Source organism: Actinomycetospora sp. CA-084318 (assembly GCF_050955885.1).
In the GTDB taxonomy this organism is placed as follows: Bacteria; Actinomycetota; Actinomycetes; order Mycobacteriales; family Pseudonocardiaceae; genus Actinomycetospora.
On sequence record NZ_CP192098.1, the window covers coordinates 3,705,165 to 3,730,240 of the forward strand.

Below are 25,076 nucleotides of genomic sequence, written 5' to 3' on the forward strand. Positions count from 1 at the left end.
GGCCCGACCCGGCGTCGGGACGGCCCTCGGTATCGTTCCCGGGGTGACCGCGACGGCCCCGACGGCTCCCCCCGGGTCCGAGCCGCCCGCCCGGTCGCGGTCCGCGGCGGAGGCCCCCGCGACGCCCGACGAACGACGCCGGCTGCGGTTCTGCCGGCGGTTCGGTGTCACCGGCGCGCTGCTCATGGCCGTCGGCGCGCTCGGCTGCGGCGCGACGCCCGCGTCGGCGTACAACCCGCTGCTGGGCATGCGCGTGCTGGGCCTGCCCGGCCGGCTGCCGACCGTCTCGCTGGCGATGGCCTACGTCGGGATGGGCATGGTCGTGCTCGCCTGGCTGTGGCTCGGTCGGCTCGCGTGGCCCGGGCGTGTGCGGCTGACCGTGCGGCAGCTCTCGCGCATCCTCGTCATGTGGTGCGCGCCGCTGGCGGTGGCGCCGCCGCTGTTCTCCACCGACGTCTACGGCTACCTCTCGCAGGCCGAGGTCGTCTCCCGCGGGTTCGACCCGTACGTCTTCGGCGCCGCGCAGGCCCTCGGGCTCGACGACCCGCTGGTCGCCTCCATTCCGACGATCTGGCGGACGACGCCCTCGCCTTACGGCCCCGGCTTCCTCACCTTCGGGCGCCTGGTCACCGCGATCGCCGGCGAGAACATCGTGCTCGGTGTCTACCTGCACCGGATCCTCGCGCTGATCGGGCTCGGCCTGGTGATCTGGGCGGCGCCGCACCTCGCCCGCCGCGCGGGCGTGGAGCCGATCGCGGCGCTCTGGCTCGCGGTGAGCCCGCTGGTGCTCTTCCACCTGGTCTCGGGCATCCACAACGACGCGATCATGATGGGCGTCGTCCTGTTCGGCCTCGAGATCGGCTTCCGGTACTCGTGGTTCGTCGGAGCCCTGCTGATCGGTCTCGGGGCCTCCGGGAAGATCCCGGCGATCCTCGCGCTCGCGTTCCTGGGCGCGCACGTCGCGCGGGAACGCTGTCTCGCCGCCGGCAAGGACCCGACCGGCCGGGACGGCGTGATCGCCCTGGTCCGGTACGGCGCCGGAGTGGCGGCGGCCGGACTCGGCGTCGTGGTCGCCGTGTCGGTCGGCTCCGGCCTGGGGTTCGGGTGGATCACCGCGCTGTCGGTGCCCAACCTGCTGCGCTCGTGGTTGTCCGTGACCACCGACCTCGGCGTGCTCGGCGGGCAGATCGGCATCTGGCTCGGCCTCGGCGACCACACCGACGCGGTGCTCTCGCTCACCCGCTCGGCCGGGCTCGGTGTCGCGGCGCTGATCTGCGTGCTGCTCGTGTTCATGGTGCTGCGTGGACGGCTGCACCCGGTCGCCGGCGTCGCGTACGGGTTCGGCGCGGTGTTCCTCGCCGGACCGGTGCTGCACCCCTGGTACCTGCTGTGGCTGATGGTGCCGCTCGCCTGCTCGGTGACCGCGCCGCGCATCCGGGGATGTGCGGTGGCGGTGATCGCCGCGGTGTCCCTGCTCGTGCCGCCCACCGGCAACGACTTCACCTTCCGCGCCTACCAGCTGCCGATGGCGATCACGGCGGCACTGCTGGTCGCGATCGTCCCGCTGCTGGCCGCGCGCGGGAACACCCCGCGGGTCCCGCCGCGGACGGAGACCTAGGCTGGGCCCGTGGGCTCGGAACCAGCGGTCGAGGTGCGGGACCTCGTCGTGCGCTACGGCACGACGACGGCCGTGGACGGGCTCGACCTCGAGCTGCACCACGGGCGGGTGCTCGCACTGCTCGGGCCCAACGGTGCCGGGAAGACCACGACCGTCGAGGTCTGCGAGGGCTTCCGGTCCCGGACGGCGGGTGCGGTGCGGGTGCTCGGCCAGGACCCGGCGGGTGCCCCGGAGGCGCTGCGCGCGCGGATCGGGGTCATGCCGCAGGGCGGCGGCGCGTACCCGATGGTGCGCGTGCGCGAGATGCTCGACCTCGTCGCCGCCTGCTCGGCGCACCCGCTCGACACCGGGTGGCTGATCGGGACCCTCGGCCTCGACTCGTGCGCCAAGCTGCCCTACAAGCGGCTCTCCGGCGGGCAGCAGCAGCGGCTCAGCCTCGCCTGCGCGATCGTCGGGCGCCCGGAGCTGGTGTTCCTCGACGAGCCCACCTCGAGCCTCGACCCGCAGGGCCGCCACCTCGTGTGGGACCTCGTGCGGGCGCTGCGCGCCGACGGGGTCGCGGTGCTGCTGACCACGCACTTCATGCAGGAGGCGGAGGCGCTGGCCGACGACGTGGTCATCGTCGACCACGGCCGGGTCGTCGCCGCGGGCTCGCCGGACGAGCTCACCACCTCCGGCGCCGAGGACACCATGCGGTTCCGCGCCCCGGGCGGCATGGACCTCACGCTGCTCGAGGGCGCGCTGCCCGAGGGGTACCTCGCCAAGGAAGGGCCGGCGGGGCACTACACCGTGTCCGGCCGCATCGACCCGCAGGTGCTCGCCGCCGTCACGGCCTGGTGCGCCCGCCAGGGCGTGCTCGCCGACGACGTGCGGGTCGGGCGCCGCAGCCTCGAGGACGTCTTCCTCGACCTCACCGGACGGGAGCTGCGCTCGTGAGCACCGGTTTCGACACCGGCACCTTCTCCCCCGACCCCGGGGCCGGTTCGCGCGGCCGCATGCTCGCCGTGCACACCCGCACCGAGACGCTGCTCGCGCTGCGGCACTCCGAGCAGCTCCTGCTCACACTCGTCATCCCGCTGGCGCTGCTCGTCGGGCTCACGCTGCTGCAGGGCCTCGTCGAGCTGCCCGAGCCGCGGGTGAACGCCGCGCTGGGCACCGTGCTCGCGCTGGCGATGATGTCCACCGGCTTCACCTCGCAGGCGATCGCGCTCGGCTTCGACCGGCGCTACGGACTGATGCGCCGGCTCGCCGCGACGGCCATCCCCCGCTGGCTCGTCGTCACCGGCCGCCTGGGCGGGATGGCGGCGGTGGTCGTCATCCAGGTGGTCGTCCTCGGCGGGGTCGCGCTGGCGCTGGGCTGGCGTCCCGACGCCGGGTCGCTCGGCTGGGCGCTGCTGCTGGTCGTCCTCGGGGCCGGCGCCTTCGGCGCGTGCGGGTTGCTGCTCGGCGGGTCGGTGCGGGCGGACCTCGTGCTGGTGATCGCCAACGTCGTGTGGTTCGTGCTGCTGTTCGTCGGCGGGATCGTGGTGCCGGCCGAGCAGCTGCCCGGTCCCCTCGGCGCGCTCGTCGTGCTGCTGCCCAGCGGCGCGCTGGCGGAGGGGCTGCGCGACGTGCTGCTCGGCGGCACGCCGGGGCTCGGGCACGTCGTGGTGCTGCTCGTGTGGGGCGTCGTCGCCGGCCTGGTGGCGGGCCGCACGCTGAAGTGGGACTGATGGGTGCTCAACTACTCGTTGTCGTAGGCTCGGCGACGTGAGGACTCCCCCGGCGCTGATGCGAGGGCTCGCGGTCGCGGCCGTGGTGGGCCAGGGCGGGATCGCGGTGACAGGCGCCGCCGTGCGCGTCACCGGGTCCGGACTCGGCTGCCCGACCTGGCCGCAGTGCTTCCCCGGCAGCATGGTCCCGGTCGCCCACGCCGAGATCTCGGTGCTGCACCAGTGGATCGAGTTCGGCAACCGTCTGCTCGGCATCGCGCTCGTCCTGGTCACCGCCGCCTGCGTGATCGCCGCCCTGTTCGTGCGGCCGCGCCGCCGCCGGCTGCTCGTACTCGCCTGCACGATGCCGCTCGGCGTGGTGGCCCAGGCCGTCCTCGGTGGGATCACCGTGCTCACGGGGCTCGCCTGGTACACGGTGGCGCCGCACTTCATCGTCTCGGTCCCGCTCGTGTGGCTCGCGGTGCTCCTGGCACGGGACGCGTGGGCGCTGCCGGACGCCGGCGAGCAGCGGGAGACTGTGGTCCCGCGGGCGGTGCGCGGCCTCGTCGGGGTGAGCGCGGGGGTGCTGTTCGCGCTGGTGGTGGTGGGCACGCTGGTCACGGCGGCCGGGCCGCACGCGGGCGACCCGTCGACGCCGCGGCTGACGGCGTTCTCCGTCGCCGACCTCGCGATGGCGCACGCGCACCTGCTCTTCGCCTTCCTCGGCCTGCTCGTGGGCCTGGGCTTCCTGCTGCACGCCGTGGCGGCGCCACGGTCGGTGCTCCTGCGGTTCCGCGTCCTCGCCGTCGTGACCCTCGCGCAGGGCCTGCTCGGCGGCATCCAGTACGCGATTGGGGTGCCCGAGGTGCTCGTGGCCCTGCACGTGCTGGGCTCGATGCTCGTGGTCGCGGCCACGGCCTGGCTGTGGGCCGGGACCACGCGACCGGCGCTCGCGGACCCGTCGTCGGAAACCTCCGCGCGGGCGATGGCGGTGGCGCAGTCCTAGGGTCGGCCCCCATGCGTGCCGTTCGTGTGGAGGCCCACGGTGGGCCCGAGGTGCTGGTCCCGGCGGAGGTCGCGGAGCCCGAGGTGGGCGCGGCGGACGTGCTCGTCGACGTCGCCGCCGCCGGGGTGAACTACATCGACACCTACCTGCGGAGCGGTCTCTACCCCGCCACGCTGCCCGCCGTCCCGGGCCTGGAGGGCGCCGGGACGGTGCGGGCGGTCGGGTCGGCGGTGTCCGACGTGGCCGTGGGCGACGTCGTGGCGTTCTGCGACGGGCCCGGCACGTACGCACAGGTCGCGGCGATCCCGGCGGCGCGGTGCGTGCCGGTGCCCGCGGGGGTGTCGGCCGACCTCGCGGCCGCCGTGCTGTTGCAGGGGATGACGGCGCATTACCTGCTGCACGACACGTACGCCGTCCGGCCCGGTGACCCGGTGCTCGTGCACGCCGGGGCGGGCGGCATGGGGCTGCTGCTGTGCCAGATGGCCTCGGCGCTGGGCGCCACGGTGTTCGCGACGACGTCGACGGACGAGAAGGCCTCGCTGGCCCGCGCGGCGGGTGCTGCGCACGTGTTCGGCTACGACGGGTTCGCCGACGAGGTGCGGTCGTCGACGTCGGGCGAGGGGGTCGCGGCCGTGTACGACGGGGTGGGCGCGACGACGTTCGACGGGTCCCTGGCCGCGCTGCGGGTGCGGGGCGTGCTGGCGCTGTACGGCGCGGCGTCCGGGCCCGTCCCGCCGGTGGATCCGCAACGCCTGAACGCGGCCGGCTCGGTCTACCTGACGCGGCCGTCGCTGGGGTGGCACGTCCGGACGACGGCGTCGTTGCGTTCGCGGGCGGCGTCGGTGCTCGGGGCGGTGGCGGACGGGTCGCTGTCGGTGCGGATCGGGGCGCGGTATCCCCTCGAGGCGGCCGTGGACGCGCACCGGGACCTCGAGGGGCGGGCCTCCACGGGGAAGTTGCTGCTGGTGCCGTAGCGGGTGTGCGCCCGGCCTGCTATCTGCGCCCCACCCCGGCGCGAGGGTGACGTGGGGCAGGTCCGGGGCGCGCTGGGGCTGCCTGGTGTAGACCTCGCGGGCCGGTGGCGCGGGTTGAGTGACCCACCCCGGCGCGAGGGTGACGTGGGGCAGGTCCGGGGTCCGCTCGGGCTGTCTGGTGTGGACCTCGTGGGCCGGTGGCGCGGGTTGGGTGACCCACCCCGGCGGCGAGGGTGACGTGGGGCAGGTCCGTGGGGTGCTGGGGCTGCCTGGTGTGGACCTCGCGAAGAGGACGGAACCGTTCGGGCCCCGGCGCACTCCAAGCTGGTGTGGAGGACATCGTCGGGCCGTTCCGTGCGAACGAGGCCCTCGCAGCAGGCGACATCACGCGCGGCCGACTCGCCGGGCCGGCGACGACCCGGCTGTACCCGAACGTCCGGGTGCTGACCGGTCAGGCCGCAGGGCCGGACGATCTCGTCGGGCGGGCACGTGAGGCGGTGCTCTACGTGCGGGGCGAGCCGCCCGTCGTGGGCGGGTACGCGGCCGCGGAGGTGCACGGCGCCGAGATCGCACCCCGTGGGGCGGCCGTGGACCTGGTGGTCGGCCGCCGAAGTCTCCGCCCGCGAGTCGGGCTGAGGTTGCGCCGTGACGTCCTGCCCGACGACGACGTCACCGAGGTCGACGGCCTCCTCGTGACGACGCCGGAGCGGACGGCCTGGGACCTCGTCCGGCGACTCGGGTTCGTCGACGGGGTGGTGGCCCTCGACGCGCTCGCCCGGGTCGGTCGCTTCGACCCCGGGTGTCTGCTGACCCGTCCTGCCGGCGTCCGCGGTGCTCGCCGGGTGGCGCCGGCGGTGGAGGCGTCGGACCCGAGGGCAGGCTCGCGGCCGGAGACCGTCCTGCGGCTGACGATGGCCCAGCTCAGCGTCCGACCCCGACCCCGCAGCTCGAGGTGCGCGACACGCACGGCTTCTTCGTCGCGTTCGTCGACTTCGGCTGGGAGGAGTTCAAGGTCGCCGCCGAGTATCAGGGCGACGGGCACCGGACGGATCGGACGCAGTGGCGGCGCGACCAGTCGCGCCTCGCCGAACTCGCATCATGCGGGTGGATCGTCGTGCCGTGCACCGCGGACGACCTGAAGACTCCGGTCGCGTTCGTCCGTCGCCTGCTGAAGACCTTGGCGCTGCGTGGCTGCGTTCTCTGACCCGCCGCGAGCGTGACGTGGGGCAGCTCAGGCGGTCCGGTGGGCTGCCTGGTGTGGACCTCGCGAGGGTGGGCCAGACGCGTCGTCGGGAGCTCGCCGTGAGGGTGACGTGGGGCAGCTCAGGCGGCCCGGTGGGCTGCCTGGTGTGGACCTCGCGAGGGCGAGCGGGGGCCCCTAGGTGGACGGGCTAGAAGGGCCAGCCGAAGACCGGCCACCCGAACGCCGAGTCCACCGCCACCGCGACGAACAGACCCGTGAGGTAGGTGTTCGACAGGTGGAACAGGCGCATCGAGTTGACGACCTCGTCGCGGTGCACCGCCCGGTCGAGCCGGTGCGCGGCGACGAGGAACCACGCGCCCCCGACGACCGCGGTCACCAGGTAGATCCACGACGTCGCGGGCACCAGCAGCACCGACCACGCGACCATCGCCCACGAGTAGAGGACGATCTGGCGCGAGACGCGCTGCGGCGCGGCGACGACCGGGAGCATCGGGACGCCCGCGGCGGCGTACTCGTCGCGGTAGCGCATCGCGAGCGCCCAGAAGTGCGGCGGCGTCCAGAAGAAGATGATCCCGAACAGCACGAGGGCGGGCCAGCCCACGTCCCCGGTGACGGCCGCCCAGCCGATCACCACGGGCATGCAGCCGGCGGCGCCGCCCCAGACGATGTTCTGCGAGGTCCGGCGCTTGAGCACCAGCGTGTAGACCACGATGTAGAAGGCGATCGCGGCGACCGAGAGGGCCGCGGCCGTCCAGTTGGCGGTGAGGCCGAGCCAGACGGCCGAGATCGCGCCGAGGACGAGGCCGAAGACCAGAGCGTGCGCGCGCGGCACGGCGTCGCGCGCCAGGGGCCGCTTCCGGGTGCGGGCCATCTTGGCGTCGATGTCGGCGTCGATCACGCAGTTGAGTGCGTGGGCGCTCGCCGCGGCCATCGCGCCGCCGAGCAGCACCGCCAGGACCAACCACAGCGACGGCACCGCGCGCTGCGCGAGCATCATCGCCGGCACGGTGACCACGAGCAGCTGCTCGATGATCCGGGCCTTCGTCAGCGCGAGGTACGCGCGGACGGTGGCCACGGAACGGGTCCAGCACCCGCCGAGCCTGGTCCTCGCCCCCGTCGGCGTCGGACCGACCGCCGTGCTCACCCGATCACCCGGTCCTCTCAGGCGTTCGGCGACCCGCCGGGCCGCCTCCTACACGCTGTCGTGGGTTGCAGTCTGCACCCCGGGCGTCCCTCGCGCTCGCCCGCCCCCCGGCGGGGGGTGGTGGTGCGGGACACGTCACGCGCGAGCACGCGGGCGACGGGAGCAGATCGTGATCGTAGAGGGCGGCGCATCGTCGCCGGTCGGCGCCCGGCGCGGCGTGTCCGCGCGGGGCGGAGCGGGTAAATGCGCGGAGGGATTCCGACGGTCCACCGCAGCGCCACCCCGACGTGACAGCATGGGTTCGACGGACATTCCGGATCGATCCAGATCGCAGCGGCGCGACCCGGCCCACCGGGGCGCCCGCCCTGCGGACGAATCGATCCGGACAACCGGGCCGCGACCACCCGAGCGTGGCCCACCGACGTGAGACACAGGGAGAGCAGGTTCGTGACCACGACCGAGAGCACCCACCCGGCGAGCGAGTCGCCCGAGGAGATCGAAGCCCTCACCACCCCGCACCGTCCCGACGACTGGTCCGACCTCGACCAGCGCGCCGTCGACACGGTCCGCGTGCTCGCCGCCGACGCGGTGCAGAAGGTCGGGAACGGTCATCCCGGCACGGCGATGTCGCTGGCGCCGCTGGCCTACACGCTGTTCCAGCACACGATGACGCACGACCCGGCCGACGCCAACTGGCCGGGCCGCGACCGCTTCGTGCTCTCCGCGGGCCACTCCAGCCTCACGCTCTACATCCAGCTCTTCCTCTCCGGCTACGGCCTGGAGATGACCGACCTCGAGCAGCTGCGCACGTGGGGCTCGAAGACGCCGGGACACCCCGAGCACGGCTACACGACCGGCGTGGAGATCACGACGGGGCCGCTCGGCCAGGGGCTGGCCTCCAGCGTCGGCATGGCCATGGCCGCCCGGCGCGAGCGCGGGCTGTGGGACCCGGAGGCCGCGCCGGGCGAGAGCCCGTTCGACCACTTCGTCTACGTGATCGCCTCCGACGGGGACATCGAGGAGGGCGTCACCGCCGAGGCGAGCTCGATCGCGGGCCGCCAGCAGCTCGGCAACCTGATCGTCTTCTACGACGACAACCACATCTCGATCGAGGACGACACCACCGTCGCGTTGTCCGAGGACGTCGTCGGCCGGTACGAGGCCTACGGCTGGCACACCCAGGTGGTCCGCGGCGGCGAGAACGTCGTCGGGATCCGCGAGGCGATCGAGAACGCCAAGGCCGAGACCGGGCGGCCCAGCTTCATCGCGCTGCGGACCGTCATCGGCTATCCCGCGCCGGAGAAGATGAACACCGGTTCCGCGCACGGCGCCGCCCTCGGCGACGACGAGGTCGCGGCGATCAAGAACATCCTCGGGTTCGACCCGGAGAAGTCGTTCCAGATCGAGGACGACGTGCTCGCGCACGCGCGGCAGGTCAAGGACCGCGGTCGTCAGGCCCACGAGGCCTGGACGAAGAAGTTCGACGACTGGGCGCAGGCCAACCCGGAGCGCCGCGAGCTGTTCGACCGGATGGCCAAGCGCGAGCTGCCGGCCGGGTGGGCGGACTCGCTGCCGACCTGGACGACCGACGACAAGCCGCTCGCCACCCGCAAGGCGCTGCAGCAGATCCTCGGCGCCGTGGGTCCGGTGCTCCCGGAGCTGTGGGGCGGCTCGGCCGACCTCGCGGAGTCGAACAACACGACGATTCCCGACTCGCCGTCGTTCGGCCCCTCCACGGTCGAGACGAACATGTGGGGGCAGATGCACCCCTACGGCCGCGTCCTGCACTTCGGGGTCCGCGAGCACGCGATGGGGTCGATCCTCAACGGCATCGCCCTGCACGGTGGCACCCGCGTCTTCGGCGGCACCTTCCTCATCTTCTCCGACTACATGCGGCCCCCGGTCCGCCTGGCGGCGCTGATGAACCTCAACACCACCTACATCTGGACCCACGACTCGATCGGCCTCGGCGAGGACGGGCCCACCCACCAGCCGATCGAGCAGCTCGCGAGCCTGCGCGCCATCCCGCGCATGTCGGTCGTCCGGCCCGCGGACCCGAACGAGACCGCCTACGCGTTCCGGGCCGTCCTGGACAACCCGACCGGCCCGGCCGGGCTCGCTCTGACCCGCCAGAACCTGCCCGTGCTCGAGGGCACCTCGGCCGAGGGCGTCGCGCGCGGCGGCTACGTGCTCCAGGACGCGTCCGGCGACCCGCAGGTGATCATCGTGGCCACCGGTTCCGAGGTGCAGCTCGCGGTCGAGGCCCGGAAGACCCTCGAGGCCGACGGCGTTCCCACCCGCGTGGTCTCCATGCCCTGCCTCGACTGGTTCGAGAACCAGGACGCGGACTACCAGGAGAGCGTCATCCCGGCGTCGGTGACCGCCCGCGTCTCCGTCGAGGCCGGCGTGGCGCAGCCCTGGTACCGCCTGCTCGGCACCACCGGCGAGCCGGTCTCGATCGAGCACTTCGGTGCCAGCGCGGACTACAAGACCCTGTTCGAGAAGTTCGGTTTCACCGCCGAGGCCGTCGTCGACGCCGCCCGCCGCTCGCTGGCGCGCGTGTCGAAGTGACCTCCGAAGCGACGCGAAGTGAGGACATCATGAGCTCCACTCCCCTGGCGGACCTCTCGGCCGCCGGTGTCTCCATCTGGCTCGACGACCTGTCCCGCCAGCGCATCATGAGCGGCAACCTCGCCGAGCTCATCGAGCAGAAGCACGTCGTCGGGGTCACGTCGAACCCGTCGATCTTCCAGGCGGCGCTCGCCGACGCGGACCACTACGCCGAGCAGCTCGACGACCTCGCGCGGCGCGGGGCGTCGGTCGAGGACGCCGTCCGCGAGATCACCACCGACGACGTCCGGCACGCCTGCGACATCTTCCGCAACGTCTACAACGACACCGCGGGCAAGGACGGTCGGGTCTCGCTCGAGGTCGACCCGCGCAGCGCGCACGACACCGAGAAGACCGTCGCCGAGGCCGTCGACCTCTGGAAGACCGTCGACCGCCCGAACCTGATGATCAAGATTCCGGCGACCCCCGAGGGCCTGCCGGCGATCACCCGCGTGCTCGCCGAGGGCATCAGCGTCAACGTCACGCTGATCTTCTCGGTCGACCGCCACCGGGCCGTCATGGACGCCTTCCTCGCCGGCATGGAGCAGGCGCGCAGCAACGGCCACGACCTGTCGGTGATGGGCTCCGTGGCGTCGTTCTTCGTGTCGCGCGTGGACACCGAGGTCGACAAGCGGCTCGAGGCGATCGGCACCGACGCCGCCCTGGCCCTGCGCGGCACGGCGGCCGTGGCGAACGCCCGGCTGGCCTACCAGGCCTACCTCGACACGTTCTCCACCGAGCGCTGGGCGACCCTCAAGGGCGCCGGTGCGACCGTCCAGCGTCCGCTCTGGGCGTCCACGGGCGTGAAGAACAAGGCCTACCCGGACACGCTCTACGTGACCGAGCTGGTGGCCCCGGACACCGTGAACACGATGCCGGAGGCGACCCTCGACGCGTTCGCCGACCACGGCGAGCTGCACGGCGACGCCGTCTCCGGCACCGCCGACGCCGCGGGTGAGGTGTTCGCCGCGCTCTCGGACGTCGGCATCGACGTCGACGACGTCTACCAGGTGCTCGAGGACGAGGGCGTGGACAAGTTCGAGAAGGCCTGGACGGAGCTCCTCGAGACCATCTCCGAGCAGCTCACGCGGCGCAGCCCGGAGCAGTCGTGAGCGCCCCCGTCGAGGCCCCGCTGACCGTCTCGCTGGTCGACCCGCAGCTCGCGAAGGCCGCGTCGGCCCTCGTCGAGAAGCTGGTCACGGACGAGGTCGCCTCGAAGCTGGCCCGCCAGGACGACACCCTGTGGGGTCCCGAGGCGCAGGGCGAGGCCTCGAAGCGGCTGTCCTGGGTGACGCTCTACGAGTCCTCGAAGCCGCTGACCGAGCGTCTGACCGCACTCCGCGGCGACCTGCACGCCGAGGGCGTCGACCGCGTCGTCCTCGCCGGCATGGGCGGCTCGTCGCTGGCGCCCGAGGTCATCTGCCACACCCGCTCGGGGTCGGCGGTCGGTGGCCGGCACCCGATCACGGTGCTCGACACGACCGACCCGGGCCAGGTGCGCGACGCGCTGGCCGGTGACCTCTCGCGCACCGTCCTGGTGGTCAGCTCGAAGTCCGGCGGCACCGTCGAGACCGACAGCCAGCGCCGGGTGTTCGCCGAGCAGTTCGCCGCCAACGGGATCGACGCGGCCAGCCGCATGGTCGTGGTGACCGACCCGGGTACGAAGTTGGGCGACCTCGCCGCCGAGCAGGGCTACCGGACGACGGTCGAGGCCGACCCGAACGTCGGTGGGCGCTACTCGGCCCTCACCGCGTTCGGCCTGGTGCCGAGCGCGCTCGCGGGCGTCGACGTGGGAGGCCTGCTCGACGAGGCCGCCGCGGCGGCCCCGGAGCTGCAGCGCGACTCGGCCGACAACCCGGCGATCCAGCTGGGCGCTGCCCTCGCGGCCGCGCACAACGCGGGCGCGGAGAAGGTCGTGCTGGCCGACTCGGGCTCCGGCCTGGTCGGGTTCGGCGACTGGGCCGAGCAGCTCATCGCCGAGTCCACCGGCAAGCAGGGCCTCGGGCTGCTCCCCGTCGTCGTCGAGTCGCCGGACGCCCCGGGTTTCGCCGACCACGGCGCCGACGCGACCACGGTGACGATCGGTCCCGCCGTCGGGAACGCCCAGATCGCGACCGAGGGGTCGCTCGGGGCGCAGTTCCTGCTCTGGGAGACCGCCGTGGCCCTGGCGGGTCGCCTGATCGGGATCAACCCGTTCGACCAGCCCGACGTCGAGTCGGCCAAGCAGGCCACGCGCGACCTCCTCGGTGGGGACGCCACCACGGGCACCGACGAGGCGCCCGTGCTCGTCGAGGGCGCGGTCGAGGTGCGCGGCGAGTGGCTGCGCTCCCCCGCGACCCTCGTCGAGGCCGTGCAGCAGCTGATCGACCAGGCTCCCGACGGCGGGTACGTCGCGGTCCAGGCCTACCTCGACCGGCTCGACGACGCCTCCGCCGAGGTGCTGCGCGCGGAGATCGCGAAGCAGACCGGGCTCCAGACCACCTTCGGGTGGGGGCCGCGCTTCCTGCACTCCACCGGCCAGTACCACAAGGGTGGTCACCAGAACGGCGTGTTCCTGCAGATCACGGGGTCGGTCGCCGACGACCTCGCGATCCCGGACCAGCCGTTCACCTTCGGCGAGCTGCAGCACGCGCAGGCGGCCGGCGACGCCCAGGTGATCTCCCAGCACGGTCGTCCCGTGCTCCGTCTGCACCTGGCCGACCGCGCCGCGGGCCTCGTCGCGCTGACCAACGCCGTGGGGGAGGTCGGGCGGTGACTGCCCCCGCCTCGTGGCGCAACCCGCTGCGCGACGACCGGGACAAGCGCCTCCCGCGCATCGCCGGGCCGAGCGGCCTCGTGCTGTTCGGCATCACCGGCGACCTCGCGCGCAAGAAGCTGATGCCAGCCATCTACGACCTCGCGAACCGGGGGCTGCTGCCGCCCGGTTTCGCGCTGGTCGGCTTCGCGCGACGCGACTGGTCGCACGAGGACTTCGCCGAGATCGTCTACGACGCCGTGCGCCAGCACTCGCGGACGCCGTTCCGGTCCGAGGTGTGGGACCGGCTCGCCGAGGGCCTGCGCTTCGTGCAGGGCACCTTCGACGACGACGCCGCCTTCGACCGGCTCGCCGACACCGTCGCCGCGCTCGACACCGAGCGCGGGACGAACGGCAACCACGCGTTCTACCTGTCGATCCCGCCGGACGCCTTCCCCACGGTGTGCAAGCAGCTCTCCCGGGCCGGCCTGGCGGACTCGACCGAGGACGCGTGGCGGCGGGTCGTCATCGAGAAGCCGTTCGGGCACGACCTGGCGTCCGCCCGCGAGCTGAACGCGATCGTCAACGACGTCTTCCCCGAGGAGTCGGTGTTCCGCATCGACCACTACCTCGGCAAGGAGACGGTGCAGAACCTGCTCGCGCTGCGCTTCGCGAACGAGCTCTTCGAGCCGATCTGGAACGCCCACCACGTCGACCACGTGCAGATCACGATGGCCGAGGACATCGGGGTGGGCGGTCGGGCCGGCTACTACGACGGCATCGGCGCGGCCCGCGACGTCATCCAGAACCACCTCCTGCAGCTCCTCGCCCTCACCGCGATGGAGGAGCCGCTGTCGTTCTCCCCCGACGACCTGCGCGAGGAGAAGATCAAGGTCCTCTCCGCGACGACGCTCGCGGAGCCGTTGGAGGAGACGACCGCCCGCGGCCAGTACGCGGGCGGGTGGCAGGGCTCCACCGAGGTGAAGGGCCTGCAGCAGGAGGAGGGCTTCCCGCCCGACTCGGTCACCGAGACCTATGCGGCGATCACCTGCGCGGTGAACACCCGCCGGTGGGCCGGCGTGCCGTTCTACCTGCGCACCGGCAAGCGGCTCGGCCGGCGGGTCACCGAGATCGCCGTCGTGTTCAAGCGGGCGCCGCACCTGCCCTTCGACCAGACGATGACCGAGGAGCTGGGGCAGAACGCCCTGGTGGTGCGTGTCCAGCCCGACGAGGGCGTCACGCTGCGGTTCGGCTCGAAGGTCCCGGGGTCGGGCATGGAGGTCCGCGACGTCACGATGGACTTCGGCTACGGCACCGCGTTCACCGAGGCCTCCCCCGAGGCCTACGAGCGGCTGCTGCTCGACGTCCTGCTCGGCGAGCCGTCGCTGTTCCCGACCAACACCGAGGTCGAGCTGTCCTGGCGGATCCTCGACCCGGTGATCACCAAGTGGCACCGCGAGGGCTCCCCGGACCACTACGCCGCGGGCACCTGGGGTCCGCCGTCGGCCGACGAGCTGCTCTCGCGCACCGGCCGGGTCTGGAGGAGACCGTGATCGTCGATCTCCCGTCGACCGACACGTCGGCGGTCAACCGCAAGATGGTGCAGCTGCGCGAGTCCGCGGGCGCGGTCGCCCTCGGGCGAGTGCTGACGCTCGTGATCTCCACCGTGGACGGTCCGGAGGCCGAGCAGGCCATCCAGGCCGCGAACGACGCGTCCCGCGAACACCCCTGCCGGGTGCTCGTGCTGGCGCGTGGGCAGCGGGAGGCGGCCACCCGGCTCGACGCCCAGATCCGCATCGGCGGGGACGCGGGCGCCAGCGAGGTCATCGTGCTGCGCATGTACGGGCCGCTGGCCGAGCACGGCGGGTCGATCATCGTCCCGCTGCTGCTGCCGGACGCGCCCATCGTCACCTGGTGGCCGGGTCAACCCCCGGCCGCACCGTCGGAGGACCCGGTCGGCGCGGTGGCCGGACGACGGATCACCGACGTCTCGACGACGACGTCGCCGGCGGAGACGCTGCTCCGGCTCGGCGCGAACTACCGGCCGGGCGACACCGACCTCGCCTGGAGCCGGATCACCGGCTGGCGGGCGCTGATCACCTCCGCGCTGGACGAGCCGCCCTACGACGAGGTCACGAGCGCCGAGGTCGACGGGCTGCGGGAGTCCGCCTCGGCGGACCTGCTGGCCGGGTGGCTGTCCTCGCGGCTCGACGTCCCGGTGACCCGTCGCGTGGTCGACGTCCCGGGGGGTCACCTCGGGGCGGTCCGGCTCGAGCGGGCGTCGGGGACGGTCGAGCTCACGCGCCAGGACTCCAAGACCGCCCGGCTCACGCAGCCCGGTCAGCCGGTCCGTCGCGTCGCGCTCCCCCGCCGGACCGCGCGCGACTGCCTGGCCGAGGAGCTCCGCCGGCTCGACCCGGACGAGATCTTCCACGAGGCGCTCGAGGCCATCTCGCGCGTCGAGTCCGAGGCGAAGGGCACGGTGCAGGCATGAGCGGGCGCGAGGTCGTCACCCTTCCCGACGACGCGTCGGTGGCGACGGACGGCGCGGCGCGGCTGCTCGCCGCCCTCGCCGCCGCCCAGTCCGCCCGGGGCGTCGCCTCGGTGGTGCTCACCGGCGGCGGCATCGGGATCGCGATGCTCGAGGCGGTGGCGGCGTCGCCGGACGTCGACTCCGTCGACTGGTCGCAGGTCGAGATCTTCTGGGGCGACGAACGCTTCGTCCCGGCGGGCTCCGAGGACCGCAACGACGCCCAGGCCCGTGCGGCCCTGCTCGACCGGCTGCCCCTCGACCCGGCCCGGGTGCACCCGATGGCCTCGTCGACCCCCGGCCCGTCGGCGCTGGAGTCCGAGGACTCGGCCGACCCCGACCAGGGCGCGCAGGCCTACGCGCAGGTCCTCACCGAGGCGGCCGCCCGGCTCGGTGAGGGTGTGCCCGGCATCCCGGCGTTCGACGTGCTGCTCGCCGGCTGCGGGCCGGAGGGACACACCCTGTCGGTGTTCCCCGACTCCCCCGCGGTGCACGCCGCGGCTCCCGGGGTGGTGGCTGTCCGCGACTGCCCGAAGCCCCCGCCGACGCGCATCTCGCTCACGCTGGCCGCCGCCCGGTCCGCCCGCGAGGTGTGGTTGGTGGCGACCGGCGACGGCAAGGCCGAGGCGCTGGCCGCGGCCGCCCACGGGGCGACCGAGGTGGAGCTCCCGCTCGCCGGGCTCGCCGGCACCGAGCGGACGCTGTGGCTGCTCGACGAGGCGGCCGCCTCGAAGATCTAGGCTTTCCCCGGACGAGCGAACGGCACTCTCGCAGCATCTATATGCGCGAGGGTGCCGTTCGCTCGGTCGGTGTGTCAGGCGAACGAGCCGGCCGACTCCCCGATCCGCTGGTTCGTGGCGATGTAGTCCGCGCGCCGCCACACGAGGAACCACAGCAGGGCCGCCCAGGCGGCGGGGTCGCCGTCATCCGGCAGTTCGGCGGTGAGGGCGGTCGTCCTGCCGTCCCCGTCGTGGGCGGGCAGGGGGCCGAACAGCAGCGTGCGGTCGGCGCCGGTGCGGTCCACGGCGCCCCAGACCGGGCGCTGCATGACGCCGGTCGGCAGCAGGGCCGCGTCCCCGACCCGCAGGACCAGGTAGGCGCCGAGCAGTCCACCGCGCTGCTCGACCGAGCCGACCGGCACGTCCCCGTCGAGGACGGTGAGGTCGTGGCGGTCCGGGCGGAGGCGCAGCGACCGGTCCCCCGCCTCCAGGCGGCAGGCCCCGTGGTCCACGTTCCCCGCGCGGGCGACGCGCAGGACCGGCAGGCCGTCGCGCAGGACCTCGTCCGGCTCCCCGGCGCGCGTCCCGCGGACGACGACCTCCCAGGTACTGGTCGGCCGCGCGGCGCGCGGATCGGCCTGCCACTCGCGGGCGAGACGCTGCCACTCCAGCGCGGACCACAGGGAGGGGACCCCCAGGAGGCCGCACAGTGCGCACATCGCCCCGAGGCCGAGGCCCAGCCCGACGAACAGGGGCGCGTCGGGGTCCGATGCCATGACGACGGCGACCACGATCCCCGCGAGCGTGAGGACGCCGCAGAGCCCGACGTAGACACTCGACCCGACCAGACGTCCGCGCATCGCGCCCCCTCGTGGTGACTGAGCGTGAGATTATCGGGAGCAGCGACGAGTCGCACTGCTCTGTTCGGGGACCCTCATGACGAACGAACGGCACTCTCGCAGCATCTATGTGCGCGAGAGTGCCGTTCGTTCAGAGGGGTCAGGCCACCGGGCGCGCGCTGCGCTGCGTCTCCCACCCGAGGGGTCGAGCTCCGCTGCGCTGCGTCTCCCACGGCCGCAGCGAGCGGTCGTAGGCGGCCCACGCCTGCCGCTGCGCGGCCACCCGGCGGGCGAAGGCGGCGACCAGACGCAGGTCCGAGACCGGGGTGTGGCCGTACTGCGGTCCCCGGGGCAGGCCGGGGTCCCGGTGGTCGGCGCCGTCGTTCGTGCGGGTGTCCGCGCCGTAGCGGGCCACGAGGGCGGCGACGAGGGCGAGGACGACCACGACGGTGAGCAGTTCGAACATGATGACTTCCTTCGTCGTCAGCGGGTGCTGGTACTAGAGTGGCTGCCAGGTGGCAGTCCTGCCAGGTCCATTGTGGCCGCAGTGGCAGGCTGATTGGCAGAAGTGGCAGGTGACCGGTGGAACAGCATCTCGGGGGTCTCGCGCTCGTCCGTCAGCTCGGCGAGTTCGCCGACGGGCCGGTGGGCTACGCCGCGCTCGCGGGCCGGATCCGCACGCTCCTGGGCGACGGGCGGCTCGCCGTCGGGACCCGCGTGCCGAGCGAGCGGGAGCTGGCGCTCGCGCTCGGGATCGGGCGGGGCACGGTCGCCGCGGCCTACGAGCAGCTGCGCGAGAGCGGGCACCTGCTCCGGCGGCGCGGCTCGGGCACCTGGACGGCCCTGCCGGCCGGCACCCCGACCACCTCCGTCGCGCCGTTCGCGCCCAGCGGAGCCTTCGCCGTGGCGCCCGACCTGCCCAGCGGCGTGATCGACCTGGCGCACGCGGCGCCCGCGGCGCCCATCGAGGCGATGGCCGCGGCGGGAGCCGAGGCGCTGGCCGCGCTGCCGACCCACCTCGTCGGGCCCGGCTACGAGCTGCTCGGCACCCCGCTGCTGCGGGCCGCCCTCGCCGACCGGCTGACCGCGCAGGGACTGCCGACGGCGCCCGACGAGGTCATGGTCACCGCGGGCGCGCAGCACGCGCACGCCCTCGCCGTCCGGGCCCTCGTGCGTCCCGGCGACCGGGTGCTCATCGAGCAGCCCACCTACCCGGGAGCGGTCGACCTCGTGCGCCACGCGTCCGCACGACCCGTGCCGATGGCCCTCGACCGCGACCACCACGGGCGAACCCGGTGGGACGTCGCCGCCTTCGCCGCCGGCCTGCGCGAGTCCTCCCCCGCGCTCGCCTACCTGGTGCCCGACCACCACAACCCCACCGGAGCGGTGATGGACGCCGACACCCGCGGCGCGGTCGTCGCGGCGGCCCGCCGCCACGGGGTGCCGCTGGTGGTCGACGACTGCCTGCGCGAGATGTGGCTCGACGAGCCGGTCCCGCCCCCGCTCGGCGCCTGGGCCACGGCCGGCGGCGAGGCCCCCGTCCTGACCATCGGCTCGATGAGCAAGACCGTGTGGGGCGGCCTGCGGATGGGCTGGATGCGCGGCCCGCGCGCGGTCCTGCGGCGCATCGCCACCAGCCGGGCCTCCGATGACATCGCCTCGCCGGTCCTCGAGCAGCTCGTCGCGACCGCGCTGCTGGCGCGCCTCGACGACCTGCTGCCCGAGCGTCGGGCGGCGACCGTCGCGCAGCGGGACCACCTGGTCGCCGCCCTGCGGCGCGCCGTCCCGGAGTGGACGGTGCCCAGCCCGACGGGCGGGCTCTCCACCTGGATCGACCTCGGCGCCGCCCGTTCCAGTGCGCTCGTCGATGCGGCGGCGCGGCAGGGGCTGCACCTCGCGGCCGGACCGCGGTTCGGCATCGGCGGCGCCTTCGAGAGCTTCCTGCGCGTGCCGTACACCCATCGGGTCGACGTGCTCGACGACGCGGTGGAGCGGCTCGCCGCCGCGTGGGCCTCGCTGGGCTCCGCCCCGGCCGCCGCGCTCACCACCGTCGTCTGACATGCCTCCATCCTGCGAGGTCGAAGGGCTGGACGACATGGGCGATCCACGGACATAGTGGCCGGGTGACTTCAACCCTCGAACCGCGGGGCCGCTTCCACCTGGAGAACGACAAGGGCCTCCTGGACGACGTCAACCGCGCCATCCTGCGGGCCCTCGCCGAGGACCCGCGGCGGTCGATGAGCGCCCTCGCGCGCGTCGTCGGGATGTCCGCGCCCGCCGTCACCGAGCGGGTGCAGCGCCTCGAGCGGGCCGGGGTGATCCGCGGCTACCGGCTCGACGTGGACCCCGCCGCGGTCGGCTACCCCATCGGCGCCTGGGTGCGGGTCCGTCCCGCGCTGGGCCAGGGCAAGGCGCTCGAACAGATCGTGGCCCGCACGCCCGAGGTGGTCGAGGCGCACCGGATCACGGGCGAGGACTGCCTGCTGGTCCGCATCCAGGTGCGCGACGTGGCCGACCTCGACCGGGTGCTCGAACTCTGGATCGAGCGCGGCTCCACCGTCACGGCCGTCATCAAGACCTCGCTGGTCGAGCCGCGCCCGGTGGGCCTGGAGGCGCCCCCGGCCTGACGACGGGTGCCGACCGGCACCCGTCGTCGGAAACGGTCAGGCGTCCTCGGGCTCCTCGCCGAGGTCGCCGGCGAGGTAGTCCTGGTAGGCCGCCAGGTCGAGCAGGCCGTGGCCGCAGTAGTTGAAGAGGATGACGCGCTCCTCGTTCTTCTCCGCGGCGTCCTTCGCCTCGGCGATCGCGGAGGCGATCCCGTGGCCGGCCTCCGGCGCGGGCAGCTTGCCCTCGACGCGGGCGAACAGCACGTTGGCCTCGAACACCGCGCGCTGGCGGTGCGCCACCGCCTCCATCCGCCCCTCGTGGACGAGCTTGGAGATGATCGGCGAGTCGCCGTGGTAGCGCAGGCCGCCGGCGTGGATGCCGGGCGGCATGAAGTCGTGGCCGAGCGTGTACATGTTCATCATCGGCGTAAGGCCCTGGACGTCGCCGAAGTCGTACTCGTAGGTGCCCTGGGTGAGCGTGGGGCACGACGCGGGCTCGGCCGCGAGCAGCCGGACCGACGGGTCGGGCAGGAACGGCAGGGCGAGCCCGCCGAGGTTCGAGCCGCCGCCGCAGGGCGCGATCACGACGTCGGGTCGGGTCTCGCCGGCGAGCGCGAGCTGCTGCTGGGCCTCGAGGCCGATCACGGTCTGGTGCAGCAGCACGTGGTTGAGCACCGAGCCGAGCGCGTAGTGGGTGTCGTCGCGGCCCATGGCGTCGGCCACCGCGTCGGAGATCGCGGAGCCGAGGGAGCCGGCGTTCGTCGGGTCGTCGATCGGGGACGGGACCACCGAGCCGCCCCAGGTCTCCATGATGACCTTGCGGTAGGGCTTCTGCTCGAAGCTCCTGCGCACCATGTAGACCGCGCACTCGAGGTCGTACTGCGCGCAGGCGAAGGACAGGGCCGTGCCCCACTGGCCCGCGCCGGTCTCCGTGGAGAGGCGCTTGATGCCCTCACGGGCGTTGTAGAACGCCTGCGGGACCGCCGAGTTGGGCTTGTGCGAGCCGGCCGGCGAGACCGACTCGTCCTTGAAGTAGATGCGCGCCGGGGTCTTCAGCGCCGCCTCGAGCCGACGGGCCCGGATCAGCGGCGTGGGCCGCCACAGCCGCAGGACGTCCAGCACCTCGCCCGGGATGTCGATCCACGGGTCGGCCGACATCTCCTGGCCGATGAGCTCGCCGGCGAAGAGCGGGGCGAGGTCGTCGGGGCCGACCGGCTCGCGCGTCGCGGGGTGCAACGGCGGGTCCAGCGGGCTGGAGAGGTGCGGGGCGACGTTGAACCAGGCCGAGGGAATCTCGGCCTGGCTCAACGAGAAACGGGTGTCGGTGATCTCGGAGGCGGTCACCCCGACACCTTGGCAGAACTGGTTGCGTGCGTCAGTTCTCTCCGCGACGGGCCCGGAGCTTGGCCAGCGCCTCCTCGAGGAGCGCCTCGCCGTCGGCGTCGCTGCGCCGCTCCTTCACGTACGCGAGGTGCGTCTTGTACGGCTCGGTGCGCCGCGCAGGCGGCGGGTTCTTCATGTCCGTGTTGGCGGGCAGGCCGCAGCGCGGGCAATCCCACGTGGCGGGCAGCTCGGCGTCGTGGGCGAACGACGGCCGGGTCTCGTGCCCGTTCGAGCACCAGAACGAGACGACGACGCGAGCCGCACTCTCCCCGCGCTCGGACTCCCCCATCGGACCCGAACCGACCCGGGTTCCCCGGATCGCGTTGCCAGCGGCCATGTCGGCGTTACCTCCGCATCGTCACCCGGCAGCGAGGTCCGGGTCGGTCAGCCTTCGATCTTGATGAGCAGGCCCGTCCCGACGATCGCGATCAACCAGATCGCGCCGACGAACAGGGTGAGCCGGTCGAGGTTCTTCTCGACCACGCTGGAGCCGGCGAGGCTGGACTGCACGCCACCGCCGAAGAGCGACGAGAGACCACCGCCCCGGCCGCGGTGCAGCAGCACGAGCAGCACCAGCAGCACGCTGGACACGATGAGCAGGATCTCCAGGAACAGTCGCATCGCGGGCTCCGTGACCTCCAGGTCGTTCTCCCGCCCCGTCGTGCGGGGCGGAGGTTCGTGCGTCACACTACCCGGCCCCTCCGACCGGAGGGTCCGGGGTCACTCCTTCCCCAACGACGGCGTCGCGGGCCGGAAACGCGTGAGGGGAACCCCGACGATGCTGGTGCGGACGGATCCTCCCCTCACGGTCGGCGGGTCGGCCCCGGCGACGCCGTGAGGGGAACATCCGCCCGTGCAGACATCGTGAGGGTTCCCCTCACGCGATCCGGGACGGGTGGGAGCGCTACAGCGGGCCGCCCGCCGCCAGGGCGCACAGCTCGGCGAAGCCCTCCGGGTCGAGGGAGGCCCCGCCGACGAGCGCGCCGTCGACGTCGGCCTGCGCCACGAGCTCCTTGACGTTGCCGGACTTGACCGACCCGCCGTAGAGGATGCGCACGGCGTCGGCCACCGCCGGGCCGTGCACCTCGCGCAGCCGCTCGCGCAGCGCCCGGCAGACCTCCTGGGCGTCCTGCGTGGTGGCGGTCTTCCCGGTGCCGATCGCCCACACCGGCTCGTAGGCGACGACGAGGCGCCCGACCTGCTCGGACGAGAGGCCCTTCGTCGACCCGTCGAGCTGCGCGGTGCAGTGCGCGACGTGGTCGCCGGCCTCGCGGACGTCCTCCCCCTCGCCGAGGCAGAGGATCGGCGTGAGCCCGTGCTCGAGGGCCTTCGTCACCTTGCGGGCGACCAGCGCGTCGTCCTCACCGTGGATCGTGCGGCGCTCGGAGTGCCCGAGCACCACGTACGTGCAGCCCAGCTTCGCGAGCATCGCCGCGGAGACGTCCCCGGTGAACGCGCCGGACTCCTCGGGCGAGCAGTCCTGCGCGCCGTAGGTGATCGGCATCGAGTCCGCGTCGATCACCGTCTGCACGCTGCGCAGATCGGTGAACGGCGGGCACACGGCCACGTCGACGTGGTCGTAGTACTTCGTCGGCAGCCCGAAGTAGAGCTTCTGCACCACCCCGATCGCCTCGAGGTGGTTCAGGTTCATCTTCCAGTTGCCGGCGATCAGCGGCCTGCGCGCCATGTCAGGAGCCCTCCTCGAGCACGGCGATCCCGGGCAGGGCCTGGCCCTCGAGGAACTCCAGGGAGGCGCCGCCGCCGGTGGAGATGTGCCCGAAGCGCTCCTCGTCGAGCCCGGCGGCCCGGATCGCCGACGCGGAGTCGCCGCCGCCGATCACCGAGAACGACGGCGAGTCGGCGACCGCCTCCGCGACGCCGGTCGTGCCGGCCGCGAACGGCTCCATCTCGAACACGCCCATCGGCCCGTTCCAGAACACGGTGGCCGCGTCGGTGAGCTTCTCGCCGAACAGCCGGACCGTCTCCGGCCCGACGTCGAGCCCCATCCAGCCCTCGGGGATCTCGTTCACCGGCACCGTGCGGGTGTTCGCGTCCGCCGCGAAGGCGTCGGCGACGACCACGTCGACCGGCAGGACGAGCGTGTCGGCGTAGCGCGACAGCAGGTCCTTGCAGGTGTCGATCTGGTCGGACTCGAGCTTCGAGCCGCCCACGTCGTGCCCCTCGGCCGCGAGGAAGGTGAAGCACATCGCGCCGCCGACGAGCAGCGTGTCGACCGTCGGCAGCAGGTTGGTCAGCACCGCGAGCTTGTCGGAGACCTTGGAGCCGCCGAGGATCACCACGTACGGCCGCGCCGGGTCGCCGGTGAGGCGGCGCAGCACCTCGGTCTCGCGGGCGACGAGGTCGCCGCCGTAGGCCGGGAGCTTCCGGGCGATCTCGTACACCGAGGCCTGCTCGCGGTGCACCACGCCGAACCCGTCGGACACGAACGCCCCACCGGGCACCAGCTCGGCGAGCTCGGTGGCGAGCGCGTCCCGCTCGGAGGCCGAGCCGGTCTCGCGCGGCTCGCACCGCACGTTGGCGAGCATGGCCACGCCGCCCGCGGTCAGGGCGCCCGCGACGTCCCGGGCGGACTGCCCGACGACGTCCTCGGCCAGCGACACCCGCTGGTCGAGCAGCTGACCGAGCCGCCCGGCCACGGGGGCGAGGCTCGAGCGCTTGTCGCGGCCCAGCGGCTCCGGATCCTTGATCCGGCCCAGGTGCGCCATGACCAGCAGCTTCGCGCCCGCGCCGACCAGCTTCGTGATCGTCGGCAGGGCCGCCCGGATGCGGCCGTCGTCGGTGATCGAGTAGCCGTCGAGCGGGACGTTGAAGTCCGCACGCAGGAGGACGTAGCGGTCCTGCACGCCCTCGGCGATCAGGTCGTCAACCGTGCGCATCAGAGCTTGGAGCCGACGAGCGTGGTGAGGTCCACGACGCGGTTCGAGTAGCCCCACTCGTTGTCGTACCAGCCGATGATCTTGACGGTGTTGCCGCCCAGGACCTTCGTCATGCCGGAGTCGAACGTGCACGACGCCGGGGTGCCGACGATGTCGGTGGAGACGATCGGGTCCTCGGTGTAGACCAGCACGCCCTTGAGCTCACCCTCGGCCGCCTGCTTGAAGGCCTCGTTGACCTCCTCGGCGGTGACCTCGCGGTCGAGCGTCGCGGTCAGGTCGGTCACCGAGCCGTCCGGCACCGGGACGCGCATCGCGACACCGTTGAGCTTGCCCTCGAGCTCGGGCAGCGCGAGCGCGGTCGCCTGGGCCGCGCCCGTCGTCGTCGGGATGATGTTGACCGCGGCGGCGCGGGCGCGGCGCAGGTCCTTGTGCGGGGCGTCGTGGACGCGCTGGTCGCCGGTGTAGGCGTGCACCGTCGTCATGAAGCCGGTCTGCAGGCCGAACGCGTCGTGCAGGACCTTCGCCATCGGCGCCACGCAGTTGGTGGTGCAGGAGGCGTTGGACAGGATGTTCTGCGAGCCGTCGTACGCCTTGTCGTTGATGCCCATGACGACCGTCAGGTCCTCACCCTTGGCCGGGGCGGAGATGACGACCTTCTTGGCGCCGGCCTTGAGGTGCTTCCCGGCCGAGTCGGCGTCGGTGAAGATGCCCGAGGACTCGATGACGATGTCGACGCCCAGGTCGCCCCACGGCAGGTCGGCCGGGTCGCGCTCGGCGAACGCCTTGACCTCGGTGCCGTTGACGATCAGCGCGGAGTCGTTGTACTCGACCGTGCCGTCGAAGCGACCGTGCACCGAGTCGTACTTCAACAGGTGCGCGAGCGTCTTGTTGTCGGTGATGTCGTTGACCGCCAGCACCTCGATGTCGGCAGTACCGGCGGCGCGCTGGACCTCGAGCGCGCGGAAGACGTTGCGTCCGATCCGGCCGAAGCCGTTGATGCCGATCTTGATGGTCACGCGCAGTCCTGTCTCTTCGGGTGTCCGTGCTGGCAGGGCCGACCCTAACGAAGCGACCGGCCCCCGCGCACCGTCGCAAACACCTCACCCGCAAGCGCTTACGCG

At 73.3% G+C, this 25,076-nt stretch carries 23 protein-coding genes; 14 read left to right on the forward strand and 9 right to left on the reverse strand.

The genetic code is table 11. The features are described 5' to 3' along the window. Positions 1 to 43: 43 nt before the first annotated feature. The 6 genes from mptB (at position 44) to ACQPYX_RS18165 (ending at position 6,493) form a co-directional block, all read left to right on the forward strand. Positions 44 to 1,618 (forward strand): polyprenol phosphomannose-dependent alpha 1,6 mannosyltransferase MptB, encoded by a 1,575-nt coding sequence (gene mptB / locus ACQPYX_RS18140; protein ID WP_433798702.1) that lies wholly within the window; start codon positions 44 to 46, stop codon positions 1,616 to 1,618. 9 nt (positions 1,619 to 1,627) lie between these two features. Beyond that, complete coding sequence (locus tag ACQPYX_RS18145) at positions 1,628 to 2,554, forward strand: ABC transporter ATP-binding protein (RefSeq protein ID WP_433798703.1); 927 nt, start codon at positions 1,628 to 1,630, stop codon at positions 2,552 to 2,554. Beyond that, a complete protein-coding gene (locus tag ACQPYX_RS18150; protein WP_433798704.1) occupies positions 2,551 to 3,330 on the forward strand; it encodes an ABC transporter permease in 780 nt (259 codons plus the stop codon). Before ACQPYX_RS18145 ends, ACQPYX_RS18150 begins: the two co-directional genes overlap by 4 nt. Positions 3,331 to 3,388: 58 nt before the next feature. Further along, the gene (locus ACQPYX_RS18155; RefSeq protein ID WP_433803753.1) at positions 3,389 to 4,315 is read left to right on the forward strand and encodes a COX15/CtaA family protein; all 927 of its coding nucleotides are present in this window, start codon (positions 3,389 to 3,391) and stop codon (positions 4,313 to 4,315) included. An 11-nt stretch (positions 4,316 to 4,326) separates the two neighbouring features. Further along, entirely contained in the window at positions 4,327 to 5,289 is a 963-nt protein-coding gene (locus ACQPYX_RS18160) for a quinone oxidoreductase family protein (RefSeq protein WP_433798705.1), read from the forward strand. A 952-nt stretch (positions 5,290 to 6,241) separates the two neighbouring features. After that, a complete protein-coding gene (locus ACQPYX_RS18165) occupies positions 6,242 to 6,493 on the forward strand; it encodes a hypothetical protein (protein WP_433798706.1) in 252 nt (83 codons plus the stop codon). 187 nt (positions 6,494 to 6,680) lie between these two features. On the opposite strand, the gene ACQPYX_RS18170 is transcribed toward ACQPYX_RS18165, so the two are convergent. Further along, positions 6,681 to 7,637 carry a heme o synthase gene (locus tag ACQPYX_RS18170; protein ID WP_433798707.1) on the reverse strand — a complete coding sequence of 319 codons (957 nt, stop codon included), beginning with the start codon at positions 7,635 to 7,637 and terminating at the stop codon, positions 6,681 to 6,683. A 495-nt stretch (positions 7,638 to 8,132) separates the two neighbouring features. Between ACQPYX_RS18170 and tkt the strand changes: the two genes are divergently transcribed. The 6 genes from tkt to pgl are packed head-to-tail and all read left to right on the forward strand — an operon-like array spanning position 8,133 to position 16,251. After that, positions 8,133 to 10,208, forward strand: coding sequence for a transketolase (gene tkt / locus ACQPYX_RS18175; protein WP_433803754.1), 2,076 nt, complete (start codon positions 8,133 to 8,135; stop codon positions 10,206 to 10,208). 29 nt (positions 10,209 to 10,237) lie between these two features. Next, on the forward strand, positions 10,238 to 11,359 hold the full coding sequence (tal, locus tag ACQPYX_RS18180) for a transaldolase (RefSeq protein WP_433798708.1): 1,122 nt from the start codon (positions 10,238 to 10,240) through the stop codon (positions 11,357 to 11,359). Beyond that, complete coding sequence (locus tag ACQPYX_RS18185; RefSeq protein WP_433798709.1) at positions 11,356 to 13,002, forward strand: glucose-6-phosphate isomerase; 1,647 nt, start codon at positions 11,356 to 11,358, stop codon at positions 13,000 to 13,002. Before tal ends, ACQPYX_RS18185 begins: the two co-directional genes overlap by 4 nt. After that, complete coding sequence (zwf, locus tag ACQPYX_RS18190) at positions 12,999 to 14,534, forward strand: glucose-6-phosphate dehydrogenase (RefSeq protein WP_433798710.1); 1,536 nt, start codon at positions 12,999 to 13,001, stop codon at positions 14,532 to 14,534. The genes ACQPYX_RS18185 and zwf overlap by 4 nt, the downstream gene beginning before the upstream one ends. After that, the gene (opcA, locus tag ACQPYX_RS18195) at positions 14,531 to 15,475 is read left to right on the forward strand and encodes a glucose-6-phosphate dehydrogenase assembly protein OpcA (RefSeq protein WP_433798711.1); all 945 of its coding nucleotides are present in this window, start codon (positions 14,531 to 14,533) and stop codon (positions 15,473 to 15,475) included. Before zwf ends, opcA begins: the two co-directional genes overlap by 4 nt. Further along, entirely contained in the window at positions 15,472 to 16,251 is a 780-nt protein-coding gene (pgl, locus tag ACQPYX_RS18200) for a 6-phosphogluconolactonase (RefSeq protein WP_433798712.1), read from the forward strand. The genes opcA and pgl overlap by 4 nt, the downstream gene beginning before the upstream one ends. 74 nt (positions 16,252 to 16,325) lie before the next feature. Here the strand turns inward: pgl and ACQPYX_RS18205 are convergent, their stop codons facing one another. Both ACQPYX_RS18205 and ACQPYX_RS18210 read right to left on the reverse strand, forming a co-directional pair. Further along, positions 16,326 to 17,090 carry a hypothetical protein gene (locus tag ACQPYX_RS18205; protein WP_433798713.1) on the reverse strand — a complete coding sequence of 255 codons (765 nt, stop codon included), beginning with the start codon at positions 17,088 to 17,090 and terminating at the stop codon, positions 16,326 to 16,328. Positions 17,091 to 17,229: 139 nt separating this feature from the next. After that, entirely contained in the window at positions 17,230 to 17,535 is a 306-nt protein-coding gene (locus ACQPYX_RS18210) for a hypothetical protein (protein ID WP_433798714.1), read from the reverse strand. 116 nt (positions 17,536 to 17,651) lie between these two features. Here ACQPYX_RS18210 and ACQPYX_RS18215 point away from each other — a divergent pair, with 116 nt between their 5' ends. Both ACQPYX_RS18215 and ACQPYX_RS18220 read left to right on the forward strand, forming a co-directional pair. Next, positions 17,652 to 19,127, forward strand: a complete 1,476-nt coding sequence (locus ACQPYX_RS18215) for a PLP-dependent aminotransferase family protein (protein WP_433798715.1) — start codon at positions 17,652 to 17,654, stop codon at positions 19,125 to 19,127. A gap of 65 nt (positions 19,128 to 19,192) precedes the next feature. Next, a complete protein-coding gene (locus ACQPYX_RS18220) occupies positions 19,193 to 19,696 on the forward strand; it encodes an Lrp/AsnC family transcriptional regulator (RefSeq protein WP_433798716.1) in 504 nt (167 codons plus the stop codon). Between the two features lie 36 nt (positions 19,697 to 19,732). On the opposite strand, the gene ACQPYX_RS18225 is transcribed toward ACQPYX_RS18220, so the two are convergent. The 6 genes from ACQPYX_RS18225 to gap all read right to left on the reverse strand — a co-directional run bounded on the left by ACQPYX_RS18225 (position 19,733) and on the right by gap (position 24,971). Continuing rightward, entirely contained in the window at positions 19,733 to 21,019 is a 1,287-nt protein-coding gene (locus ACQPYX_RS18225; RefSeq protein WP_433798717.1) for a TrpB-like pyridoxal phosphate-dependent enzyme, read from the reverse strand. Positions 21,020 to 21,050: 31 nt separating this feature from the next. Continuing rightward, entirely contained in the window at positions 21,051 to 21,395 is a 345-nt protein-coding gene (locus ACQPYX_RS18230; RefSeq protein ID WP_285589953.1) for an RNA polymerase-binding protein RbpA, read from the reverse strand. 47 nt (positions 21,396 to 21,442) lie between these two features. Continuing rightward, a complete protein-coding gene (gene secG / locus ACQPYX_RS18235) occupies positions 21,443 to 21,679 on the reverse strand; it encodes a preprotein translocase subunit SecG (protein ID WP_018333624.1) in 237 nt (78 codons plus the stop codon). Positions 21,680 to 21,962: 283 nt separating this feature from the next. Next, on the reverse strand, positions 21,963 to 22,745 hold the full coding sequence (gene tpiA, locus ACQPYX_RS18240) for a triose-phosphate isomerase (RefSeq protein WP_433798718.1): 783 nt from the start codon (positions 22,743 to 22,745) through the stop codon (positions 21,963 to 21,965). A gap of 1 nt (position 22,746) precedes the next feature. Continuing rightward, positions 22,747 to 23,955: a phosphoglycerate kinase gene (locus ACQPYX_RS18245; protein WP_433798719.1), complete on the reverse strand. Its 1,209-nt coding sequence runs from the start codon at positions 23,953 to 23,955 to the stop codon at positions 22,747 to 22,749. Further along, complete coding sequence (gene gap, locus ACQPYX_RS18250) at positions 23,955 to 24,971, reverse strand: type I glyceraldehyde-3-phosphate dehydrogenase (protein WP_433798720.1); 1,017 nt, start codon at positions 24,969 to 24,971, stop codon at positions 23,955 to 23,957. The genes ACQPYX_RS18245 and gap overlap by 1 nt, the downstream gene beginning before the upstream one ends. Positions 24,972 to 25,076 lie beyond the last annotated feature (105 nt).